The sequence below is a fragment of the Rhodobacter ferrooxidans genome, from assembly GCF_000176015.1.
Classification (GTDB): Bacteria; Pseudomonadota; Alphaproteobacteria; order Rhodobacterales; family Rhodobacteraceae; genus Pseudorhodobacter_B; species Pseudorhodobacter_B ferrooxidans.
The window spans coordinates 140,793-164,008 of the sequence record NZ_ACYY01000003.1 but is presented as its reverse complement, the minus strand read 5'-3'; the positions used below and the strand labels follow the sequence as shown (position 1 = coordinate 164,008).

Here is a 23,216-nt window from a genome sequence, read left to right as displayed (position 1 = left end):
CCTCACGACTTCTGGAACATGGCAAGCATCCGGCGCGTGACCAGGAAACCGCCGACGATGTTGATGGTGGCGATCAGGATGGCGGCCATCGCCAGCACCGACACCACAAAGCCGCCCGAGCCGATCTGCAACAAGGCCCCCAGCACCACGATGCCGGAAATGGCGTTGGTCACCGACATCAGCGGCGTGTGCAGGCTGTGAGAGACGTTCCAGATCACCTGGAAGCCGACGAAACAGGCCAGCGCGAACACGATGAAATGCGACATGAAACTGGCCGGAGCGGCGTAGCCCACCAGCGCCAGCAGCAGGCCACCCACGCCCAGCAGGGTCACCTGCGTCACGGTCTGCTTGCGGAAGGTCGCAACCTCCAGCGCCCGCTTTTCCACCGGGGTCAGTTCCTTGACCTTTTCCTTCGGCTTGGCCGCGGCAATCGCTGCCACTTTCGGCGGCGGCGGCGGGAAGGTGATGGCGCCGTCATGCGCCACCGTGGCGCCGCGGATCACGTCATCTTCCATGTTGTGGAAGATCACGCCATCCTTCTTCGGTGTAAGATCGGCCAGCATGTGGCGGATATTGTTGGAATAAAGCGTCGAAGCTTGTGCGGCCATCCGGCTGGGGAAATCGGTATAGCCGACCACCGTCACGCCATTGTCGCTGACGATCTTCTGGTCGGGCACCGTCAGGTCGCAATTGCCGCCACGTTCCGCCGCAAGGTCGATCACCACCGAGCCGGGCTTCATCGCAGCCACCATGTCGGCCAGCCACAGCTTTGGCGCCGGGCGTCCGGGGATCAGCGCCGTGGTGATGACGATATCCATCTCGGGCGCCAGCTCGCGGAACTTCGCCAGTTGCTTTTCGCGGAACTCGGGGGACGAGGGCGCCGCATAGCCCCCTGTCGCCGCGCCATCCTGCGTCGCTTCGAAATCGAGATAGACGAAATTCGCCCCCATCGATTCGATCTGCTCGGCCACTTCGGGGCGCACGTCGAAGGCGTAGGTGATGGCCCCAAGGCTGGTCGCGGTGCCGATGGCGGCAAGACCCGCCACCCCTGCCCCGATCACCAGCACCTTGGCGGGCGGCACCTTGCCAGCCGCCGTCACCTGCCCGGTGAAGAAGCGGCCAAAGTTGTTGCCCGCCTCGATCACCGCGCGGTAGCCCGCGATATTGGCCATCGACGACAGCGCGTCCATCTTCTGCGCGCGGGAAATCCGCGGCACCATGTCCATGGCGACCACGGTGGCACCGCGGGCCTTCACCTGCTCCAGCAGGTCGGGGTTCTGGGCGGGCCAGAAAAAGCTGATCAGGGTCTGGCCCTTGCGCAGCATGTCGGCCTCGGCAGGCTCCGGGCCGCGGACCTTGACCACCACGTCGGCTGCCTCGAACACGGCCTTTTCATCGGCCAGCACCTCGACCCCGGCGGCGGTATAGGCCGCGTCCGAGAACCCGGCTTTCGCCCCGGCGCCCGCCTCGACCACGCAGACATGGCCCAGCTTTTGCAATTGCAGCGCCGACTCGGGCGTCAGCGCCACCCGCGCTTCGCCGTCGAAAATCTCTTTGGGTGCCCCGATCTTCACAGTATCTCCCCCTTTGCCGCGACCATCCGGCCCGCCAACGCTTTAGCCGCACCCTATAACACCGCGCAACAAAATTTCACAAGCCGCTTGCTGCTATGCGGCATGATGCGCGCCCGGGCTTACAACCAGCGCCGGGTGCGGCGCGACCAGGCCTCGAATTCCGGGCCGAACTTGGCCCGCAGCCGATCCTCCTCGGCCAGGATGAACCGAACCTGAATGATCGCCATGAAAACCGGTACCAAGGGCAGCGCCAGTGGCACGTCCCACCACAGAATCACGCCCGTCAGCACCAGCGCATCGCCCAGATAGATCGGGTTGCGGCTGAAGCGGAACACCCCGCTGCTGACCAGCGCCCGCGGCACCTCGTGCGGAATGACCGTGGTGCGCGCCAGCATCATTTGCAGGCTGGCCAGCCCCATCAGCCCCAGCCCGGCCAGGATCAGCCCGCCACCAACCACCCGCCCGGCCGCGCCAAACAGCCCGAACGGCAGCACCCGGTCTATCCCCCAGACCAGCGCCAGCGCCGCCGCCAGCCACAGCGGCGGCCATTCCAGGTTTCGCATGTCGATGCTCCTCTTGTCTGGCGGCATTGTGCGGGCGGGGGCGGCAATTGCAACGCCAATCACCGTGGATGCCGCTTGAACCCCTGCGGCAATCGGTGCAGCTTGCCCGGCAACCGAAAGGAGCCTGCCATGACCACCGATTTCACCGCCACCCGCGCCGCCTTTGATCTGCCGGAAGGCATGATCTACCTCGACGGCAACTCGCTGGGGCCGATGCCGAAGTCCGCCGCTGCAAGGGTGGCGCAGACCATCACCGCGGAATGGGGCAAGATGCTGATCACCGGCTGGAACAAGGCGGGATGGATGGAGCAGCCGGCAAAGGTCGGCAACCGCGTGGCGCGGCTGGTCGGGGCGGAACCTGGCTCGGTGGTGATGGGCGACACCCTGTCGATCAAGGTTTATCAGGCGCTCGCCTCGGCGCTGGAGATGAACCCGAAGCGGCGGGTGATCCTGTCCGACACCGGCAACTTCCCCTCCGATCTGTATATGGCGCAGGGTCTGGTGCGCACGCTGGGGCCGGATTACAGCCTCAAAACGGTGGCGCCAGAGGATGTGCTGGCGGCGATCGACGACAGCGTGGCCGTGGTGATGATCACCGAGGTCGATTACCGCACCGGGCGGCGGCATGACATGGCGGCGCTGACCGCGCGGGCGCATGACGTGGGGGCGCTGGCGATCTGGGATCTGGCCCATTCGGCGGGGGCCTTGCCGGTGCATCTGGCGGCCGAGGGCGCCGATTTCGCGGTGGGCTGCACCTACAAGTATCTGAACTCCGGCCCCGGCGGCCCGGCCTTCATCTATGTGGCCCCGCGCCATGCCGACCGCGTGCGCCCGGCGCTGTCAGGCTGGCTGGGGCACGAGGCGCCCTTTGCTTTTGAGCCCGGCTATCGCCCCGGGGCGGGGATCGAGCGGATGCGGGTCGGCACGCCCCCCGTGCTGCAACTGGCGGCGCTGGAGGCGGCGCTGGACATCTGGGATCAGGTGGACATGGCCGATCTGCGCGCTGCATCCTTGGCGCTGACCGACCAGTTCATCGCCGGGGTCGAGGCCGCCTGCCCCACGCTGACCCTCGCCACCCCGCGCGACCACGACCGGCGCGGCAGTCAGGTCAGCTTCCGCCACCCCGAAGGCTATGCCATCATGCAGGCGCTGATCGCCCGTGGCGTGATCGGTGATTTCCGCGCCCCCGACATCCTGCGATTCGGCTTCACGCCGCTGTTCATCGGCGCCCCCGAGGTTTCCCGCGCCATCGAGGTGCTGGCCGAGGTGATGCAGGGCACCCTGTGGGACCGCCCCGAATACCGCACCCGCGCTCGCGTGACCTGATCGGAACGAAAGATGGCCTGCCGGCCGATTGCGCCAAACCCAATGAAAAATGCTGCGGCAGAGGCGGCCCGGCCCAAACGCCGCGCTTCGGCTTGCCAGGTGAAAACCCTATTGCGGAAAAACTGTCGCAGCCATAAATCCGCGCCTGAAACATTAACCTGATATATACCTAAAATTCCAAGGCAAACCGACGCAGATTTGGAATGGCAGCGTCAGGATCATTCTGACGAACCCGGCGGGAACGGCATCGGCCTGCGGGGTTGGCGGGGCGATCTCAGGCGCTGATGCGGCGGGAAGCGGCGATTCGATACCATTCATGGACAACATTCCGGTCATTACCTCAACATGTTGCCTGCCGGACCGCGGGTGCCGCAACACGGACCCGGACAATCGGGCAAGACGGGTTTGCCGGGGACGGCCCTCGAAAAACGGGAAGGACGCGCCGCCGACAATGGCGCGCCTGACCACCGGCGCCGGCCTCGCGGCAGCAGTGTCGCGAAGAGTCGTTGCGGCGACGGTGATCAATATAAGGCAGAATTCCTGCAAAATTGATTTGCGTCGTTTCCAATTCCCGTAAAATCGCCCCACGGGTTTTAATTTACATGTTCATGTTAACCTTTAAAAAAATGAACAAAATCAATCCAAAATTCCCCCCAAACAACCATAGGCTGTAACGCGCTGTTTTTGTGACATAATCTCGAACCCGTATTGACACATTTGCCCAAAATCACCATATTTATGCCATAAAGTTTTGTCGTTGTGTGGAATCCTGGTCGTTTCAGGGCAGTAAGCGCAAAGTCGACGAAAACGTGTTCCGCCGGCAAAAGACGCAAAATGAGGCAACACCAGCTTTCTGCACCCGAAAGGGGACAGGAAAGTGGACGGAAACAAATTCCCAGCCGAGATCGGCCCGGACGACCACGGCGCTGCCACCTATTCGGCGCGCCAGAAGACCATACTCGTTGCCGGTGGCGCGGGCTTTGTCGGCTCGCACCTGTGCGACGCGCTGATCGGCGCGGGCAATCATGTGATCTGCGTCGATAACCTGGAGACGGGGCGCGAAAGCAATGTGGCGCATCTGTTCGCCAACCCGCGCTTCAGCTTCATCCGCTGGGACATCATTGATCCGCTGCCGATCGACGGGCCGCTGGACCAGATTTACAACATGGCCTGCGCCGCCTCGCCACCGCTGTATCAGAAGCTGCCGATCCACACCTTCCGCACCTGCATCGAGGGGTCTTACAACCTTCTGGAACTGGCGCGGCAGAAGCGGGCGCGCATCCTGCAATCCTCGACCTCCGAGGTGTATGGCGACCCCGAAGTGTCGCCGCAGTCCGAGAAGTATCGGGGTGCGGTCAACACCATGGGCCCCCGTGCCTGCTATGACGAGGGCAAGCGTGCGGCCGAGACGCTGTTCTGGGAATATGGCGCGCATCAGGGCGTGGAAACCCGCGTGGCACGGATCTTCAACACTTACGGGCCGCGGATGAACCCGCAGGATGGCCGGGTGGTGTCGAATTTCGTGGTGCAGGCGCTGACCGGCGACGACATCACCATCTATGGCGACGGCCTGCAGACCCGGTCTTTCGCCTATGTCGATGATCTGGTCGATGGGCTGATGCGGCTGATGGCGTCCGATTGCACCCAGGCGGTCAACCTTGGCAACCCCGGCGAGTTCACCATGCGCGAGCTGGCCGACATGGTGCTGGCGCAGACCGGATCGAAATCGCGGCTGGTGACACGGCCGCTGCCGGTGGATGACCCCCGGCAACGCAAGCCCGATATCCGGCTGGCGCAGACCCTGCTGGGCTGGAGCCCGACCGTGCCGCTGGAAGAGGGGCTGACGCGCACCATCGCGCATTTCGCCGCCGAACTGGCCCAAAAGCGGAGCCGGAAAGAGCTGGTGTAGGGTGACCGGCGATCTGACGGTTCTGGTCACCGGCGGCGCGGGCTACATCGGCTCGCACGCCTGCAAGGCCTTGCGCCGGGCGGGCTTTACGCCTGTGGCGTTTGACAATCTGTGCAACGGCCACCGCGATGCGGTGCGCTTTGGGCCTTTCGTGCATGGCGACGTGCGTGACGGCATGGCGGTGCAGCAGGCGCTGCGCGATCATGGCGCGGTGGCGGTGATGCATTTCGCCGCCTTCGCCTATGTCGGCGAATCGATGCAGAAGCCGCAGCTTTATTACGACAACAACGTGGGCGGCATGTTGGGCCTGCTGGCGGGATGCCGTGGCGCCGGGGTCAACCGGGTCGTGCTGTCCTCCAGTTGCGCCACCTACGGCCAGCCCGCGGTGATGCCGATCACCGAAGCCACGCCGCAGCAGCCGATCAACCCCTATGGCCAGACCAAGCTGATCTGCGAGCATATGCTGCGCGACATCGGCGCGGCTTCCGACCTGACCCATGTGGCGCTGCGCTATTTCAACGCCGCAGGTGCCGACCCGGACGGCGAGTTGACCGAACGCCACGACCCCGAGACCCATCTGATCCCGCTGGCGCTGCTGGCGGCGGCGGGCAGGCGCGGTGCGCTGGGGATTTTCGGCACCGATTACCCGACGCCCGACGGCACTTGCGTGCGCGACTATATCCACGTCAGCGATCTGGCGCGGGCGCATGTGCTGGCGCTGCGGCACCTGCTGGCGGGCCGGGGCAGCGTGGCGCTGAACCTGGGCACCGGGCAAGGCACCTCGGTGCGTCAGATCGTGGCGGCGGTCGAAAATGTGACCGGCAGGCGCGTGCCGGTGCAGGATCTGCCGCGCCGTCCGGGCGACCCGCCGATTTTGCTGGCCGACCCCGGAAAAGCTGCGCAAGTGCTTGATTTTCGTCCTGATCACTCCGATATCACTAGTATGGTGCGGCACGCTGCACCATCATTCGGATTGGAAGTGGCGAATGATCAGGGCGCATGAAACAGGGAACGCCGCGTTTCTAAGCCCGATCCTGTGGGGGCGCATCCGGGTGAAGTACGGCCTTGGGGTCGTGCTGTGGCTGACGGCATCTGTGTATTTCTGGCAATGGTGGCTGCGTCCCGACCATGTGCTGGGCTGGGGCCGCTATGGGCTGATCACCGCCCTGCTGGTCTGGACCTATCTGTTGCAGGTCTATTTCCTGTTCTTCCTGATGCGTGCCAGCCGGTCCTCGGCACCCGCCCCCTACCCGGGGAAATACCGGGTGGCGATGATCGTGACCAAGACGCCGTCCGAGCCTTTCGCCATCGTGCAGCGCACGCTGGAGGCGATGCTGGCGCAAGACTATCCGCATGACACCTGGCTGGCCGACGAATCTCCACAACCCGAGACGATCATCTGGTGTCGCAAGCATGGCGTGCTGATCTCCAGCCGCAAGGGCCGTTCGGCCTATCACCGCCCGACCTGGCCGCGCCGCACCCGCTGCAAGGAAGGCAATCTTGCGTTCTTCTACGACCAGTGGGGCTATGCCAATTACGATATCGTCAGCCAGCTGGATGCCGACCATGTGCCGCAACCCGGCTACCTGCGCGAGATGCTGCGGCCGTTTGCCGACCCGGGCGTGGGCTATGTCAGCGCGCCGTCGATCTGTTCGTCGAACGCCGGCACCAATTGGGCCGCCCGCACCCGGCTGGACACCGAGGCGGCGTTCCATGGGGCCTTGCAGGCCGGCTACAGCGACGGGTTCGCGCCGATGTGCATCGGCTCGCATTACGCGGTGCGCACCAAGGCGCTGAAGGCGGTTGGCGGGCTGGGGCCGGATCTGGCCGAGGATCACTCGACCACGATGATCCTGAACGCCGGTGGCTGGCGCGGCGTCCATGCGGTGGATGCGATTGCAATTGGCGACGGTCCGGCCTCGGTGGCGGACATGATCACCCAGGAGTTCCAGTGGTCGCGCAGCCTGGTGACGCTGCTGTTGCAACACACACCGCGCTATCTGGGGCATCTGACGCCGCGGCTGCGGGCGCAGTTCCTGTTCTGCCAGATGCTGTATCCGCTGCTGGCCCTGACCCTGACCGCGATGTATCTGGTGCCGATCACCGCCGTGGTGTTCGATATCCGCTATGCGGCGGTCACTTACCCCGACTATCTGCAACATGCCGTGCCGACGGTTCTGGTGATGCTGGTCATCGCGACCTCGATCCGGCGGGACGGGTTGTTCCGCCCGGCCGATGCCAAGGTGATCAGTTGGGAAAAGGTGCTGTTCGTGCTGCTGCAATGGCCTTGGGTGCTGTGGGGCAGCGTGATGGCGCTGCGCGACGCGCTGACCGGGCAATTCGTCGATTTCCGCATCACCCCGAAGGGCGAGGCCGCCAGGGCTCGGCTGCCGATGAAGGTGATCATGGTCTATACCGCGCTGGCGCTGGGGTGCATCGTGCCGGTGCTGTTGTTTGGCAACAACCAGAACGCCCAGGGGTTCTATCTGCTGACGCTGCTCAACGGCCTGCTTTACGGCGTGACCGTGATCATGACCGTGCTGCGCCACATCGCTGAAAACGGCATCGCCTGGCACGGCAACGTGTTGAACACCTTGGGGCAGTTCGCCGCCGTGGCGCTGGTGCTGGTCTTGCTTGGGACCGGCTTTGTGTGGCGTGGCATCGAAAGCCTGCATGCCCTGACGTTCGGGCTTTCACCGATCCGGGTGACCCGGGCCGAGTTTTCAGTGTCGGGTGCGGGCAGCGACACCAAACCAACGATCCATTTCCGGTTCGAGCCGGGATGGACAAGATGACGACAACATAGCTTGAGAAGGAGACGGATCATGTCACGAAAACTCGCTGAAACGACAAACGGTATCACGCTGCGTCGTGCGGTTGGGGTGGCTGCGGTTCTGCTGATGACGACCGTGGTTCCCGCCGCGCAGGCAGCACCGCCCGGTCCGATGCCTTACGGCGCCTATGACCCGGGTGGCGACTATATCGACGACCCGGCATTGGCGATCGAGCATCTGTTCCTGCCCTGGCAGGACGTGTTCCTGCCCTCGCTGCAAGAGGCCGATACCTATGCCCTGGCCCGCAAGCGCGCGCTTCTGGTGACGCTGGAACCCTGGACCTGGACCCGCGACGAGCGCAACACGCCCGAATTCCTGCGCAAGGGCATTGCCGACGGGCTGTTTGATCCCAACGTCACGGCGATCTGCGAAATGCTGGGCACGCTGAAAAGCCCGGTGACGCTGCGCTGGGGCCATGAGATGGACGACGACAACGGCCAGTTCATCTGGTCCGGCTGGAAGCCCGAGGATTACATCGCCGCCTACCGGCATGTGATCACCCTTTGCCGTGAAAAGGCACCCGGCATCAACGTGATGTGGTCGCCGCTGGGCGACGAGGGCATGGAGGCCTATTATCCGGGCGATGAATTCGTCGATCTGGTCGGGGTCTCGGTGTTCGGTTTGCAGGCCATGGACCAGTTGCAGACCGGCGCCGACCGCAGCTTTACCGACATCCTTGGCCCGCGCTACGAACGGGCCGCCAGCTTTGGCAAGCCGGTCGTGGTGGCCGAACTGGGCTATTCGGGCAGCGCCGCCTATGTCGATGCCTGGGAACAGGAGGTCCGCAAGGATCGCCCCGAATACCCGCGTCTGGTGGGTGTGGTCTATTTCGATCAGCGTGAAGTCTATCCCTGGCCCGACAACATGGGTCTGCCCGACTGGCGCCTGGCCGAGCGTGTGACCGAATGACGTGTCGGCCCTGACCCGGCGGTTTCTTGCCGAGATCGCCGGGTCAGAGGCGATTCTTTGCTGCCAAACGACGACAACCTGTGGAAAATTATCCACAGGTTGTTGATCAAGTGGGTTTGACTTCAAAATATTGTTTGCGCTGACGGCGCTACCGCATTATCGCCCTATTCGGGCCAAACTCGCGTCAGAATGTTCTTCTTAACTGTTCGGTGAAACGTTCGCGCCAATCTGCGCAACAAGGGGTCCGAAGGGTTGCAGCGTGCAGCCGGGAATTCCTGTCGTTGCGGCACGACGTTCGCACAGTGAAGGAGAACTGACTTGGCTCATACCCGTGGCTTGATCGCCCGTCTGACCTTTGCGCTCGCCGCTGCCGCGACGCTGGGGCTTGCTGCCCCGGACAGGGCCTTGGCGCAAAGCATCAGCTTCCACGCCCCGCTGATGGCGCCATCGCTGGTGACGCCAGCCGCGGTGCGCATCAACGGCTTCAACTGGATGTCGCACAACCCGCGCGCCAAGCTGGTGCGCAGGGCCAACACCGCCCCGGCACAGCGCCCGCGTCTGGCCCGGCAATTGGGGCGTGGCAGCTACATCTGCTCGCCCGCCGGCTTTGGCAAACGCTCGCGCTGCTATTCCAACTGACCGGCTCAGAACAGCCGTTGGCGGGCCTTTGACAGGCTGAAGCCGTGACCTGCCGGGTTGGTGCAGGTCATGCCGGTCTGGTCCGAGGTGCAGCTGAAACCGCCCGATGTGAGCGTGTTGCCATAACCCAGCACCGCCGCGTCGGGCATCATCACGGTGTCGCCAACGCAGGCCAACTGGCCCTGGCTGTCGTTCAACCCGACGCTGAAGGCGCTGCCCCAGTCCAGATCGCACCCCGCCGGGGGCTTGGTGAAGCTGGGCGTCAATTCAACCATGTCGCAGCGGGCTTGCGCATAATCATCACCCGTTGCGATCATGCAGTGGATGTTGCCCGAAGGCGCACGGAACGCCAGAAACTCGTCGGCCAGCGCCGGGCTGGCGGTCAGCAGCAAGACAACGGCAAGACGCAGGTCCATGGCGGTTCCTTTCGCTCAAGGCATCGGCTGGGCGCGTTCGACCAGCCGGGCAAAGAAACTGGCGCCGATCGGGGCGGCCTCGTCGTTGAAATCATAGGCCGGATGGTGCAGCCCTGCCCCCGGCCCGGTGCCCAGGAACAGATAGGCACCCGGCCGCGCCTCCAGCATATAGGAGAAATCCTCGGAGCCCATCTCGCGCACCGAAGCCGCGTTGACCGCCGCATCGCCCGACACCTCGCGCGCCACCTCGGCGGCGAAGTTCGCCTGCTCGGGGTGGTTGACGGTGGCCGGATAGCCCCAGTCATACTCCACCCGCGCCTCGACGCCATAGGCCGTCGCATGGCCCGCCACGATCTCGTGGAAGCGTTTCTTCAGCAGCGCCCGCACCTCGGGGCTGAAACAGCGGATGGTGGCGCAGAACCAGGCGGTTTCGGGGATGATGTTGGAAGCGGTGCCGGCGTGGATTTGCGTGACCGAGATCACCACCTCATCCAGCGCATAGACGTTGCGCGGGATGATGGTCTGGATCGCCGCCACCATGCCCACCACCGCCACCACCGGATCGACACATTCATGCGGCGTCGCGCCATGGCCGCCCTTGCCGGTGACATGCACATAGGCGGTATCGACCGAGGCCATCAGCGCGCCGGGCGTGGTCTGGAAATGCCCGAACGGCACGTTCGGGGCGTTGTGGATGCCAAAAACCTGCGCGATGCCGAAGCGGTCCATCACACCTTCCTGCACCATGACGTTGCCGCCACCGCCGTCTTCCTCGGCCGGCTGGAACAGCAGCGCCACCCGGCCTGCGAAGCGCCGGGTTTCGCACAGGTATTTCGCCGCCCCCAGCAGCATGGTCACATGGCCGTCATGGCCGCAGGCGTGCATCTTGCCCGGCACGGTCGAGGCATAGGGCGCGCCGGTGGCCTCGATGATCGGCAAGGCATCCATGTCGGCGCGCAACCCGATGGTCGGGCCGTCGCCCTGCCCCTTGATGATCGCCACCAGCCCCGAGGTGGCGATGCCTTCGTGAATTTCATCCACCCCGAACTCGCGCAGCCGGTCAGCGATGAAGGCGGCGGTCTGCTGGCACTGGAACTCCAACTCGGGATGCTGGTGCAGATGCCGCCGCCAGCCCTGCATTTCCGCGGCATAGTCGGCGATCCGGTTCAGAACGGGCATGAAAGATTCCTTTTTTGCAGGGCGGCGAGGGTGTTCGGCCCTGCATCAGACCGCAAATCCGCCCGGGCCGCAATCGCCGATCCTGCGCCCCAAAGGTGCCAATACCACCGACATCCGTGCAAGACCTGACCGGACAGGCAAGGAATCGCCGGTAGGCCGGGGGGGCGCCAAATCCGGTCATGCAAACTGATCTGTATCAGCACCCTTTAGAAACAATACCTTAGACAGGCGCAACGGACCAAACAGAATGTGCCATCCCGCACTGAAGGTTTCCGCATCCATTGGAGAAAGAGTGATGAACACTTCCCGGACTTCCCGATTCGCAGTCGCCGTCGTGGCGGCTTCTGTCCTGACCACAGCCGCACAGGCCGGCGGGCCGGTTGTCGTTGCCGAAGAACCGCAGCTTGCCTATGTGCAAACCGTGCAACAGCCGACCGCCGACTGGTCCGGCTTCTACGCCGGTCTGGGCTATGGCGTTTCGTCGGGCGATATCGACTTTACCAATCCCGACGTCGCCAACAAGCTGGACGACGGTCACGCAGCCTCGGCCTTCGTGGGCTACCTGGTGCAGCGCGATGCGCTCGTCTATGGCGCGGAACTTGCCTATACCGGGCTGGACAAGAATACCGTGACCGGCTTTGCCGACGAGATCGACCAGACGATCGACCTGAAGGGTAAGGTTGGTTATGCCGCCAACCGGGCGCTGTTCTATGGCGTTCTTGGGTACTCGGTGGCCAGCTTTGACACCGCTGGCGGCAGCTGGGATCCGGCAGGCGTCAACTATGGCCTGGGCATGGACTATCTGGTGACCGACCGCATGACCGTCGGCCTGGAATATCTGGCACGCGACCTGACCGGCGACAACCCGGATGGTCTGGGCCAGCAAGCCAAGATCGACCTCGACACCGTGTCGTTGCGCGTCGGCTTCCAGTTCTGATCCTGACCGGCACCGCGTGACAGCGGCGGCCAAACTGCTACTCTGCGCCTGCACAACAGCGGGCGCAGAGACATGACCACATCCCCCCTTGCCACCGACCCGGACGGCGGCCTGCCGCGGCTTTTGCACATCATGGCGCGGCTGCGCGATCCGGTCAGCGGCTGCCCCTGGGACATCGTGCAGGATTTCGCCTCGATCGCCCCCTATACCATTGAAGAAGCCCACGAAGTTGCCGACGCCATCGCGCGCGCGGCCTGGGACGAGTTGCCGGGCGAGCTGGGCGATCTGTTGCTGCAGGTGGTCTATCACGCGCAGATGGCCGCCGAGGCCGGCTATTTCGGCTTTGACGATGTGGTGCGGGCGATTTCCGACAAGATGGTGGCGCGGCATCCGCATGTGTTCGGCACCGAATCCCGCGACAAATCCGCCGAACAGCAGACCGCCGACTGGGAAAGGATCAAGGCCGCCGAGCGCGGCCCCGCCGGGGTGCTGGACGGCGTGGCGCTGGGGTTGCCCGCGCTGACCCGGGCGCTGAAGCTGCAGAAACGCGCGGCCCGGGTGGGGTTCGACTGGCCCTCCACCGATCAGGTGCTCGACAAGATCGTCGAGGAGGCCCACGAGCTGGTCGAGGCCCGCGACAGCCTGACCGCAGTTGAACTGGCCGAGGAATACGGCGATCTTCTGTTCGTGATGACCAACCTTGGACGGCATCTGCAGCTTGACCCCGAGGCCTGTCTGCGCGCCGCCAACACCAAATTCACCCGCCGTTTCAAGCGGATCGAGGAGGTTCTTCACGCGCGCGGCAAGACCCCCGCCGACAGCGATCTGACCGAGATGGACGCGCTCTGGGATCAGGCCAAGGCCGAGGAAAAATCCGGCTGACCCCGCTCCACAGCTTCTTCCTGGCTTAAATACCCCCCCGCCGGAGGTGTCTTTCTTTTCCGACAACTTCACTCAGGTATTGACCGCGCGCCCGACTCAGGGGTAAATCAACGCATCAAATCCGACGAAAGAGGTCAACAATGCGCCTGCCCCTGATTGCTCTTGCCCTGATCAGCACCGCCCTGCCCGCCTGGGCCGATGAGGTGAACATCTATTCGCACCGCCAGCCCGAACTGATCCAGCCGCTGCTGGACGCCTTCACCGCCGAGACCGGCATCGCCGTCAACGTGGCCTATGTGGACAAGGGCATGGTGGAACGGCTGGTGGCCGAGGGCGACCGCTCGCCCGCCGATCTGGTGCTGACCGTCGATATCGCCCGGCTGATGCAGGTGGTCGAGGCCGGGGTGACGCAGCCGGTGGTATCCGACACCCTGACCGCCAACATCCCCGCCGAATACCGCGATCCGGGCAACCAGTGGTTCGGCCTGACCAGCCGCGCCCGCGTGGTTTATGCCAGCCGCGACCGGGTGCAGGACGGCGAGGTGACCACCTACGAAGACCTCGCCAGCCCGAAATGGCAGGGCCGCATCTGTAGCCGCTCGGGAACGCATGACTACAACATCGCCCTGCTGGGGGCCGAGATCGAGCATCACGGCCCCGAGGCCGCCCGCGCCTGGGCCGAAGGGCTGCGCGCCAATCTGGCCAAGAAACCCGATGGCGGCGACCGCGATCAGGTCAAGGCGATCTGGGCTGGCGAATGTGATATTTCGCTGGGCAACACCTATTACATGGGCGAAATGCTGGCCGACCCCGAGCAGGCCGAATGGGCCGGTGCGGTGCGCATCGTGTTTCCGGTGTTCGAAAATGGCGGCACCCATATGAATATCTCGGGCGTCGCCATGACCAAGGCCGCGCCCAACCACGACGCGGCGCTGAAGCTGATGGAGTGGCTTTCCTCGGACGCCGCACAGGCGATCTATGCCGAGACCAATTATGAGTTTCCGGTGAAACCTGGCGTGCCTCGGTCGGCGCTGGTGCAAGGCTGGGGCGCGTTTACCGCCGATCCGCTGCCGCTGGTCGATGTGGCGCGGCACCGGCTGGAGGCGCTGAAGCTGATGGAGGCCATCAACTTCGACGGTTGAACCATTGCGGATGGACAAAGCCTTGCCCATCCGCTTTCCTGCCGCCAAAGCAGGGAGAACGCCATGAGTCCGCCACGCAAGATCATCATCGACACCGATCCCGGTCAGGACGATGCGGTGGCGATCCTGCTGGCGCTGGCCAGCCCCGAGGCGCTGGAGGTGCTGGGCATCACCGCCGTGGCGGGCAACGTGCCGCTGGCACTGACGCAGAAAAATGCACGCATTATCTGCGAGTTGGCTGGCAAAGCTGATGTGAAGGTCTTTGCCGGATGCGATGCCCCACTGCACCGCAAACTGGTAACGGCCGAGCATGTGCATGGCAAGACCGGCCTCGATGGCCCGCAGCTTGCCGCCCCGACCATGCCGTTGCAGGCTCAGCATGCGGTGGATTTCATCATCGACACGCTGCGCCGCGAGCCGGCGCATACGGTGACGCTGTGCCCGCTTGGCCCGCTGACCAACATTGCCACCGCCTTCCTGCGCGCCCCCGACATCATCGCCCGCGTGCAACAGATCGTGCTGATGGGTGGCGCCTATTTCGAGGTGGGCAACATCACCCCGGCGGCGGAATTCAACATTTATGTCGACCCGGAAGCCGCTGATATCGTGTTCAAATCCGGCGTGCCGCTGGTGGTGATGCCGCTGGATGTCACCCACAAGGCGCTGACCACCCGCGCCCGGATCGAGGCGTTCCGGGCCCTGGGCACCGAGCCGGGCCGGATGGTGGCCGAATGGACCGATTTCTTCGAGCGTTTTGATATGCAGAAATACGGCAGCGAAGGCGCGCCGCTGCACGACCCCTGCGTGATCGCCTATCTGCTGCGCCCCGATCTGTTCACCGGGCGCCATATCAACGTCGAGATCGAGACCCAAAGCCCGCTGACCCTGGGCATGACGGTGGCCGACTGGTGGGGGGTGACCAAGCGGCCCGCCAATGCGCTGTTCATCGGCGGCATCGACGCTGACGGGTTTTTTGAACTGCTGATCGAGCGCGTTGGTCGGCTGTAGAAAGACAAAATCCTTCGAAGGATTTTGGCAAAAGTTTTCTGAAAACTTTTGCGCCTAGCCCAGAGCGTAGCCTGCACCCCGCACCGTGCGCAGCGGGTCGTCCCCGCCGAAGACGCACAGCGCCCGGCGCAGCCGTCCGACATGCACATCGACGGTGCGGGTTTCGACGTTGATGTCGCGGCCCCAGATCCGGTCCAGCAACTGCTCGCGCGAGAATACCCGGCCGGGACGCTCCATGAAGGTGGCAAGCAGGCGGAACTCGATCGGCCCCAGCTTCAGCACCTTGTCGGCGCGGTAAACCCGGTGGGTCTCGCCGTCCAGCCTTATGTCGCCATGCTCCAGCACCACGCCGACACTGGCGGGGCGGGCGCGGCGCAGGTTGGCGCGCACCCGCGCCATCAGTTCGGCCACCGAATAGGGCTTGATCACGTAGTCGTCCGCCCCGGTTTCCAGCCCGCGCACCCGGTCCACTTCTTCCGACCGCGCCGACAGCATCAGGATCGGCACGGCGCGGGTTTCGGGCCGGGTCTTCAGGCGGCGGCACACCTCCAGCCCCGACACCTTGGGCATCATCCAGTCCAGCACGATCAGGTCGGGCAATTCGTCACCGATCAGGTCCAGCGCCTCTTCGCCGTCACCGGCCTGCACCACCCGGTAGCCCTCGGCAGCCAGGTTGTAGGCCAGCACCTCGCGCTGTGCCGCCTCGTCTTCCACCAGCAAGACCAGCGGTTTGTCGATCTCGGCCATGGATTATGCCTCGCCGCCCGCCGCCCGGGTGGGATCCGATTTCGGCCGCGCCTCGGCCGGGGCGCTGCCGGTCACCAGATAGATCACCTGCTCGGCGATGCTGGTGGCATGGTCGCCCATCCGTTCGATGTTCTTGGCGATGAAATGCAGATGCATGCAGGCCGAGATGTTGCGCGGGTCTTCCATCATGTGGGTCAACAACTCGCGGAACAGGCCGTTATACATCTGGTCCACGTCCAGATCGCGCAGCCGCACTTCGGCGGCCAGTTCGGCGTCGCGGCGGATATAGGCGTCCAGCGCGTCCTTCAGTTGCAGCTGCACCGCCTTGGCCATCCGCCGCAACGCACCGGGCGCCGAGCCGATCGGCGGCATCCGCGCCAGCAGGGCGGTGCGTTTGGCCATGTTCTTGGAATAATCGCCGCAGCGTTCCAGCGCCGCCGCGATCTTCATCACCGTCAGCACGGTGCGCAGATCGCCCGCGGTGGGCGAGCGCAGCGCAATCAGCCGGGCGGCCTCGGTGTTGATCAGGTTTTCCAGCGCGTCGATGGCGGTATCTCCGGCGCGCACCTGTTCGGCCAGTTCCTCGTCGCGGCTTTCCAGCGCCAGGGCGGCGTTCAGGATGGCGGTTTCCACCAGCCCGCCCATTTTCAGGGTCATGGCCTGCACCGCTTCCAGGTCGCGGTCAAAGGCGGTGGCGATATGGCGTTCGGTGTTCATGGCGTTCCCCTCAGCCGATCCGGCCGGTGATATAGCTTTCGGTGCGCGGATCGCGCGGATTGGTGAAAATCTGGCCGGTTTCGCCAAACTCCACCAGGTTGCCCAGGTGGAAAAACGCGGTTTTCTGACTGACGCGGGCGGCTTGCTGCATCGAGTGGGTGACGATCACCACCGAAAACTGGCTGCGCAACTCGTCGATCAGTTCCTCGACCTGCGCCGTGGCGATGGGGTCAAGCGCCGAGCAGGGCTCGTCCATCAACAGCACCTCGGGGTTGGTGGCAATGGCGCGCGCAATGCACAGCCGCTGCTGCTGACCGCCCGACAGCCCGGTGCCGGGGGCATCGAGCCGGTCCTTCACCTCGCCCCACAGCGCGGCACGGCGCAGCGATTTCTCGACGATGGCATCAAGTTCCGCCTTGCCCCGGGTCATGCCGTGAATTTTCGGGCCGTAGGCCACGTTGTCATAGATCGACTTCGGAAACGGGTTCGGCTTCTGGAACACCATGCCGACCTTGGCGCGCAACTGCACCGGATCGACCGATGCCGCATAGATGTCTTGCGCATCGAGGGTGATCTTGCCGTCGATCCGGCAGCCGACGATGGTGTCGTTCATCCGGTTCAGGCAGCGCAAGAAGGTGGATTTGCCACAGCCCGACGGCCCGATGAACGCCGTCACCGTCTTGTCCAGAATATCGACATCGACATCCTTCAGCGCGTGATTGGTGCCGTAATGCACCTGCACGCCGCGCGCGGTCATCTTGGTGGTCTCGATCTGCACGCTTTTCTCCAGGGTATGCATGTCTTTCATGGGGGTCACTCCGGTTCTACCATTTCCGCTCGAAGCGGGCGCGCAGATAAATCGCAACGGCATTCATGATCAGAAGAAAGCCCAGCAGCACCAGAACCGCCGCCGAGGTGCGGCTGACAAAGCCGCGTTCAGTGCTGTCGGCCCAGATCAGGATCTGTGTCGGCAGGGCGGTGGCGGGGTCGAACGGGCTGCCGGGGGCGGCGGTGATGAAGGCGTTCATCCCGATCAGCAGCAAGGGGGCCGCCTCGCCCAGCGCGCGGGCAAGGCCCAGGATGGTGCCGGTCAGCACGCCCGGCATCGCCAGCGGCAGCACATGGTGGAACACCACCTGTTGCCGCGATGCGCCGATGCCCAGCGCCGCCTCGCGGATCGACGGCGGCACCGCTTTCAGCGCCGCTCGGGTGGCGATGATGATGGTGGGCAGCGTCATCAGCGCCAGCGTCAACCCGCCGACGATGGGGGCCGAGCGCGGCAGGCCGAAGCCGTTCAGAAACACCGCCAGCGCCAGCAACCCGAACACGATGGACGGCACTGCCGCGAGGTTGTTGATGTTGATCTCGATGAAATCGCTGATGCGGTTTTTCGGGGCAAACTCTTCCAGATAGATGGCCGAGCCGATACCCAGCGGAAAGGCCAGCACAAAGCAGGTCAACAGCGCGTAGAAAGAGCCGACCAGCGCGCCGGTCAGCCCGGCCAGCTCGGGAAACCGGCTGTCGGCATTGGTGAACAGCGCCCAGTTGAACGGCTTGGAGATGCGGCCATCGGCGGCAAGCGCGTCAAAGGCGGCCACCTGCTCGTCGCTCAGGCGGCGGTTGGCGGCAGGGGTGGCGCGGTCGATCAGGCCCTTGTTCAACTGGTCATAGGGGTCAGAGGCGGGCACGGTCAGCGTGATGCTCTGGCCGATCAGGCCGGTGTCGGCCACCACCCGGTCGCGCAGGGTGAACTGGGCCGAGTTCGACACGATTTCCGCCAGCTTCTTGGCCTGTGCTGCAGGCACATCGGGCAAGGCCGCCACCATCGCGGCCTGCACGAGGGCGCGGTAATTGCCGGCCTCGGGCTTTTCGGCCTTCACCTTGGCGGGGTCGATCGGGAAGGTGATGGTGACATGGGTCTGGGTGAAGGCCTGCCAGCCGGTCGAGACCAGCGAGCCGACCAGAATGGCCAGCATCAGGAAGGCAATCGCGATGGCCGCCATGCCAAGCGATTTCAGCCCGGTTTCGCGGCGATGCCGGCGGCGCAGATTGGCACGGACCGAGTCAGCGCGCGCGGCGGCTGGGGCGGCGGCAGGGGTCGGGGTGATGACGGTCATGGCGGCCCTTCTCAATCGTAGATTTCGCGGTATTTGCGCACGATGCGCAACGCCAGGATGTTGATGGCCAGCGTCACCAGAAACAGCATCAGCCCCAGCGCAAAGGCCGCCAGGGTCTTGGGATTGTCGAACGCGGTATCACCGATCAGCAGGGTGACAATCTGCACCGTGACGGTGGTCACCGAATCCAGCGGGTTGATGGTCATGCTGGCAATCAGACCTGCGGCCATCACCACGATCATGGTTTCCCCGACCGCCCGGCTGACCGCCAGCAGCACGCCGCCGACAATGCCGGGGATCGCCGCCGGAATAAGCACCTCGGTCACCGTCTCGGCGCGCGTCGCCCCCAGCGCCAGACTGCCGTCGCGCAGGCTGCGCGGCACAGCGGCCAGCGCGTCATCGGTGAAGGACGAGATGAACGGGATCAGCATGATCGCCATCACCGATCCCGCCGCCAGCGCCGTGTTGGGCGACAAGACCAGCCCCATGGCATCTGCCCCGTCACGCAGCGCCGGCGCCACTGTCAGCACGGCGAAAAAGCCGTAAACCACGGTCGGGATGCCCGCCAGAATTTCCAGCAGCGGCTTGGCCACGGCGCGAAACTTGGGCGAGGCGAATTCGAACAGATAGACCGCCGAAAACAGCCCGATCGGCACCGCGATCACCAGCGAAATCACCGTGATCACGATGGTGCCCAGAATGACCGGCAGCCAGCCAAAGGCCCCTGCCCCGGCAATCTGGTCGGCACGCAGCGGGATCTGCGGCTCCCAGTTGGTGCCGAACAGGAACTCGGTCACCGGCACCATGCTGAAAAACCGCCAGCTTTCGAAGGCCAGCGAGGCGACGATGCCGATGGTGGTGACAATCGCCACCAGCGAACAGCCGATCATCAGCGCCAGCAGGATGCCTTCAACACCCTGACGCGCGCGAAAGGCCGCCCGCACGCGAAACCGCGCAAACGCCAGGCCCGCGACGGCGATCAGCGCCAGCAGCCCCAGCATCAGCCAGCGCGAGGTGGCTTGCAGCGCGACCATGTGATCGGCTGCGTCCAGCTTCCACGGCGCGGGCGCACCGAACACCTGACCCTTGGACAGCGAGGTGATCTCGGTCTGCACCAGTTGCACCGCCCCGGCGTCCAGCCCGCTCAGCGCATCGGCAGGCAGCCGGCCCATCACCAGCGCCATGATGACACTGCTCTGGAACAGCAGCCAAAGCAGCAGGAAGGTCGCCCCCGGCAGCAGCACCAGCAGCACCGAATAGCCGCCATGATAGCTTGCCAGCGAGTGCAGGCTGCCGCCCCTCGCCCGGATGGTCTGCGCCGCACGACGGTTGACCAGATAGCCAAACGTTGCGGCGGTCAGCAACAAAAGAAGGGCAATAAGGGTCATGCGCGGCCTCGGGTCAATGAAAAACGGCCGCCCGCGCGTTTGGCGCGGGCGGCGGTCATGGTCTTACTTTTCCGGCGCGGTCATCGCGACGGCCCCGGTCGCGACCGCTTGCTGGGCGGCCAGCTTTTCCGCGTCCAGCGGCGTCAGCCCGCGTTCCTGCATGTAGCCGCCGTCGCCCATCGCCGCGTCCGAGACGAACTCCTCCACGAACTCGTTCAGGCCCGGGATCACGCCGCGATGCGCGTTCTTGATGTAGATGAACAGCGGCCGCGCCACGCCATAGCTGAAGTCGGCGATGGTCTCGGCCGTCGGCTCGACGCCATCAACCGGGATGCCTTTCAGCTTGTCGCCGTTCTCGAAAAGGAACGAGTAGCCGAAGATGCCGACAGCGGTCGGGTCGGCTTCGATGCGCTGCACGATCAGGTTGTCGTTCTCGCCGGCCTCGACGAACGGCCCGTCCTGGCGCATCCGCGAGCAGCTGTCGGTGATGAACTTGTCATAGTCTTCCTTGGACGCGGTTTCCTTCATCGCCTTGACGTAATCAAGCTGCTTGCAGCCGTCATGCATCGCCAGCTCGACAAAGGCATCGCGGGTGCCCGAGGTCGGCGGCGGGCCATAGGCGATGATTGCCACATCGGGCAGGCTGGGGTCGATTTCCGACCATTTCTTGTAGGGGTTGGCCACCCATTTGCCGTCCACGTCCACCTCGGCGGCCAGCGCCTGGTAGATCTGCTTTTCGGTCAGCGCCCAAGCGTAGGTGCTGTCGCGCGAGACCGCCAGGGTCAGGCCGTCATAGCCCAGCATCACTTCGGTGATGTCGGTCACGCCGTTCTTGGCGCAGAGTTCGTATTCCGATTTCTTCATGGCGCGCGAGGCGTTGGTCACATCGGCAAAGCCTTCGCCAATGCCTTCGCAGAAAATCTTCATGCCGCCGCCGGTGCCGGTCGATTCGACCACCGGTGCCGCCATGCCGGTGGCATTGGCAAAGTTTTCCGCTGCCGCCTGCGCATAGGGAAACACGGTGGAAGAGCCGACGACGCGCACCTGATCGCGCGCCGCAGCGGCGGTGGCGGAAACGGCGGCAATAGTCAGCACGGAAGCAGCAAGTTTCATGGCGGACATGAGGTTCTCCTGATCTGTCACAACGACCGCCCGGATGGCGATCCCGGCACCTGCAGTAAGCGGGCTTGACCACGGTTTTGCGACAGCAATGTAACAGTTTGATGAAGCCGCACAGCCGTTCGCGCCTAGGTCAGCCCGCAGGCAGGATCACCGAAAACCGGCTGCCCTTGCCCTTTTCGCTGTCGATCAGCAGTCGCCCGCGATGGCGGTTGACGATGTGCTTGACGATGGCCAGCCCCAGCCCGGTGCCGCCCATCTCGCGCGAGCGGTGGCTGTCCACGCGGTAGAAACGCTCGGTAAGCCGCGGCAGATGCACAGGATCAATGCCCTCGCCCTGATCGGTGACGGTGATCCGCACGCCCGGGCCACGCAACACCGGGTCGCGGGCAATCAGACTGGTCTCGATGGTGACGGTCTTGCCCGGACCGCCGTATTTCACCGCATTTTCGATCAGGTTGTGCAGCACCTGGGTGATCTGGTCAGCATCGGCGGCCAGCAGCACCGGCGCCTCGATGCCGGTCATCTGCACCGTAACCGCCGTCGCATCGGCCAATTGCCGCAGCGTGGCCTTCACACCGCGAATCAGCGCCACGATGTCCAGCATCTCGGTCGGGCGCAGCCGCTCTTCCGATTCGACCCGGCTGAGTTGCAACAGATCCTGCACCAGCCGGTTCATCCGCCCGGCCTCGCGCGCCATGATGGTCAAGAACCGCTCGCGCGCGCCGGCGTCGTCGCGGGCAGCCCCCTGCAACGTCTCGATGAACCCCACCAGCGCCGTCAGCGGCGTGCGCAGTTCGTGGCTGACATTGGCCACGAAATCGCGGCGCACCTGCCCCACCAGTTCGGCCTCGGTGGTATCCTGAAAGGCGCAGAGCGCGGCCCGGCCACCGGCGGCGGCCACCGGCGTCACCGCCACCCGGTAAACCGCCTCCTGCGCCGCATCGGAGGCCACGAATCGCACTTGCCCGGCCTCGCCGCGCAACAGCGCCGCCTCGATGGCGGCCAGCAGCCCCGGCGCGCGGATCGCGAGACCGTGGTGCCGCCCGATCTGGTCGGTGCTCAGCATCGCCAGCGCCTGCGGATTGGCCACCGCAAGCCGTCCGCCTGCATCAATCAGCAGCACCGGCACCGGCACTGCCGCCAACACATCTTCCAGCCTGACCCCATCCATGCCCGTTCCTCACTTTGGCGCCGGCGCGCCGTCTGGCCATTTTGTCCCACCTGCCCCGATCAGGGCTTGCAGCTTTTCCCGGCGGCCAATACCCTTTCTACGCGAAAATCTCTTTTTCCCGCCCCCATAGGGTGAACCCTCGACCCGACCAGGACCACGCCCATGCGCCAGCCCCTCCTATCGCGCCGCCCCGCTCGGGTGCCCCATGTCGGCTAGTTCGGTGCTTTCCAGTGGCAAGACCTCGGGCCAGAACCCGCAACTGCCGATGGCGCAGGTGTTCCTGCTGGTCGATGCGCCCGAGGCGCTGGCCTTGATCGACATGCGGGTGCCGCGTCCTTCGGTGGTGATGGCAAGTTTCGGCGCACTGGATCACGAAATCCTGACCCAGGTAAACCCCGATTGCATCGTGCTGCCGCTGTTGCACCCCGGCATCGACATCGAGCAGGCGCTGCTGGTGCTGGCGGCCCTGGGTTTTGGCGGCTGCATCTGCGCGCTGTGCCCGGCGCTGCCAAATCGCCGCATGGTCGAGTCCGAGCTGCGCGCCTTTGCCCCCGGTCTTGATGTGCGGTTGATCGAGCTTCCCGAAGCCGCCGTCTGATTGCGCCGACCCAGGCAGGCGGAAGTGCTGCCCTGAAA

Annotated in this window: 22 protein-coding genes; 11 read left to right on the top strand and 11 right to left on the bottom strand. The window is 64.7% G+C overall.

Annotated elements, in window-relative coordinates; translation table 11 throughout:
* Positions 1–2: 2 nt before the first annotated feature.
* Together RSW2DRAFT_RS03640 and RSW2DRAFT_RS03635 are read right to left on the bottom strand one after the other, a co-directional pair.
* Positions 3–1,574, bottom strand: a complete 1,572-nt coding sequence (locus RSW2DRAFT_RS03640; protein ID WP_008028145.1) for a Re/Si-specific NAD(P)(+) transhydrogenase subunit alpha — start codon at positions 1,572–1,574, stop codon at positions 3–5.
* A gap of 119 nt (positions 1,575–1,693) precedes the next feature.
* Positions 1,694–2,137: a methyltransferase family protein gene (locus RSW2DRAFT_RS03635; RefSeq protein WP_008028143.1), complete on the bottom strand. Its 444-nt coding sequence runs from the start codon at positions 2,135–2,137 to the stop codon at positions 1,694–1,696.
* A 129-nt stretch (positions 2,138–2,266) separates the two neighbouring features.
* On the opposite strand from RSW2DRAFT_RS03635, the gene kynU reads away from it, so the two are divergent.
* The 6 genes from kynU to RSW2DRAFT_RS17100 all read left to right on the top strand — a co-directional run bounded on the left by kynU (position 2,267) and on the right by RSW2DRAFT_RS17100 (position 9,754).
* Complete coding sequence (gene kynU / locus RSW2DRAFT_RS03630; RefSeq protein ID WP_008028141.1) at positions 2,267–3,463, top strand: kynureninase; 1,197 nt, start codon at positions 2,267–2,269, stop codon at positions 3,461–3,463.
* An 877-nt stretch (positions 3,464–4,340) separates the two neighbouring features.
* Positions 4,341–5,372, top strand: a complete 1,032-nt coding sequence (locus RSW2DRAFT_RS03625) for a UDP-glucuronic acid decarboxylase family protein (protein ID WP_008028139.1) — start codon at positions 4,341–4,343, stop codon at positions 5,370–5,372.
* Position 5,373: 1 nt separating this feature from the next.
* Positions 5,374–6,375: a UDP-glucose 4-epimerase GalE gene (gene galE / locus RSW2DRAFT_RS03620; protein WP_008028138.1), complete on the top strand. Its 1,002-nt coding sequence runs from the start codon at positions 5,374–5,376 to the stop codon at positions 6,373–6,375.
* Complete coding sequence (locus RSW2DRAFT_RS03615) at positions 6,359–8,167, top strand: glycosyltransferase (RefSeq protein ID WP_008028136.1); 1,809 nt, start codon at positions 6,359–6,361, stop codon at positions 8,165–8,167. The genes galE and RSW2DRAFT_RS03615 overlap by 17 nt, the downstream gene beginning before the upstream one ends.
* A gap of 30 nt (positions 8,168–8,197) precedes the next feature.
* On the top strand, positions 8,198–9,115 hold the full coding sequence (locus RSW2DRAFT_RS03610) for a glycoside hydrolase family 26 protein (protein WP_008028135.1): 918 nt from the start codon (positions 8,198–8,200) through the stop codon (positions 9,113–9,115).
* 318 nt (positions 9,116–9,433) lie between these two features.
* A complete protein-coding gene (locus tag RSW2DRAFT_RS17100) occupies positions 9,434–9,754 on the top strand; it encodes a hypothetical protein (protein ID WP_008028133.1) in 321 nt (106 codons plus the stop codon).
* Between the two features lie 5 nt (positions 9,755–9,759).
* Here the strand turns inward: RSW2DRAFT_RS17100 and RSW2DRAFT_RS03600 are convergent, their stop codons facing one another.
* Together RSW2DRAFT_RS03600 and RSW2DRAFT_RS03595 are read right to left on the bottom strand one after the other, a co-directional pair.
* On the bottom strand, positions 9,760–10,170 hold the full coding sequence (locus RSW2DRAFT_RS03600; RefSeq protein WP_008028130.1) for a DUF6636 domain-containing protein: 411 nt from the start codon (positions 10,168–10,170) through the stop codon (positions 9,760–9,762).
* A 15-nt stretch (positions 10,171–10,185) separates the two neighbouring features.
* Entirely contained in the window at positions 10,186–11,349 is a 1,164-nt protein-coding gene (locus RSW2DRAFT_RS03595; protein WP_008028128.1) for a M20 aminoacylase family protein, read from the bottom strand.
* Between the two features lie 334 nt (positions 11,350–11,683).
* Here RSW2DRAFT_RS03595 and RSW2DRAFT_RS03590 point away from each other — a divergent pair, with 334 nt between their 5' ends.
* From RSW2DRAFT_RS03590 to RSW2DRAFT_RS03575, 4 genes are all read left to right on the top strand, one after another.
* The gene (locus RSW2DRAFT_RS03590) at positions 11,684–12,286 is read left to right on the top strand and encodes an outer membrane protein (RefSeq protein WP_040671506.1); all 603 of its coding nucleotides are present in this window, start codon (positions 11,684–11,686) and stop codon (positions 12,284–12,286) included.
* 72 nt (positions 12,287–12,358) lie between these two features.
* On the top strand, positions 12,359–13,168 hold the full coding sequence (mazG, locus tag RSW2DRAFT_RS03585; RefSeq protein WP_008028123.1) for a nucleoside triphosphate pyrophosphohydrolase: 810 nt from the start codon (positions 12,359–12,361) through the stop codon (positions 13,166–13,168).
* Between the two features lie 140 nt (positions 13,169–13,308).
* On the top strand, positions 13,309–14,310 hold the full coding sequence (locus RSW2DRAFT_RS03580; protein WP_008028120.1) for a Fe(3+) ABC transporter substrate-binding protein: 1,002 nt from the start codon (positions 13,309–13,311) through the stop codon (positions 14,308–14,310).
* A 63-nt stretch (positions 14,311–14,373) separates the two neighbouring features.
* A complete protein-coding gene (locus tag RSW2DRAFT_RS03575) occupies positions 14,374–15,318 on the top strand; it encodes a nucleoside hydrolase (RefSeq protein ID WP_008028119.1) in 945 nt (314 codons plus the stop codon).
* A gap of 54 nt (positions 15,319–15,372) precedes the next feature.
* Here the strand turns inward: RSW2DRAFT_RS03575 and phoB are convergent, their stop codons facing one another.
* The 7 genes from phoB to RSW2DRAFT_RS03540 form a co-directional block, all read right to left on the bottom strand.
* Positions 15,373–16,065 (bottom strand): phosphate regulon transcriptional regulator PhoB, encoded by a 693-nt coding sequence (phoB, locus tag RSW2DRAFT_RS03570; protein ID WP_008028117.1) that lies wholly within the window; start codon positions 16,063–16,065, stop codon positions 15,373–15,375.
* A 3-nt stretch (positions 16,066–16,068) separates the two neighbouring features.
* Positions 16,069–16,782, bottom strand: a complete 714-nt coding sequence (gene phoU, locus RSW2DRAFT_RS03565; RefSeq protein WP_008028116.1) for a phosphate signaling complex protein PhoU — start codon at positions 16,780–16,782, stop codon at positions 16,069–16,071.
* A gap of 10 nt (positions 16,783–16,792) precedes the next feature.
* Positions 16,793–17,581 (bottom strand): phosphate ABC transporter ATP-binding protein PstB, encoded by a 789-nt coding sequence (gene pstB, locus RSW2DRAFT_RS03560; protein WP_394295233.1) that lies wholly within the window; start codon positions 17,579–17,581, stop codon positions 16,793–16,795.
* Between the two features lie 25 nt (positions 17,582–17,606).
* Positions 17,607–18,899 (bottom strand): phosphate ABC transporter permease PstA, encoded by a 1,293-nt coding sequence (gene pstA, locus RSW2DRAFT_RS03555; protein WP_008028114.1) that lies wholly within the window; start codon positions 18,897–18,899, stop codon positions 17,607–17,609.
* Between the two features lie 11 nt (positions 18,900–18,910).
* Positions 18,911–20,287: a phosphate ABC transporter permease subunit PstC gene (pstC, locus tag RSW2DRAFT_RS03550; protein ID WP_008028113.1), complete on the bottom strand. Its 1,377-nt coding sequence runs from the start codon at positions 20,285–20,287 to the stop codon at positions 18,911–18,913.
* A 63-nt stretch (positions 20,288–20,350) separates the two neighbouring features.
* The gene (locus RSW2DRAFT_RS03545; RefSeq protein ID WP_008028112.1) at positions 20,351–21,409 is read right to left on the bottom strand and encodes a substrate-binding domain-containing protein; all 1,059 of its coding nucleotides are present in this window, start codon (positions 21,407–21,409) and stop codon (positions 20,351–20,353) included.
* A 130-nt stretch (positions 21,410–21,539) separates the two neighbouring features.
* Positions 21,540–22,580: an ATP-binding protein gene (locus RSW2DRAFT_RS03540; protein ID WP_008028111.1), complete on the bottom strand. Its 1,041-nt coding sequence runs from the start codon at positions 22,578–22,580 to the stop codon at positions 21,540–21,542.
* 205 nt (positions 22,581–22,785) lie between these two features.
* Between RSW2DRAFT_RS03540 and RSW2DRAFT_RS03535 the strand changes: the two genes are divergently transcribed.
* On the top strand, positions 22,786–23,178 hold the full coding sequence (locus tag RSW2DRAFT_RS03535) for a hypothetical protein (RefSeq protein WP_008028109.1): 393 nt from the start codon (positions 22,786–22,788) through the stop codon (positions 23,176–23,178).
* Positions 23,179–23,216: the final 38 nt, after the last annotated feature.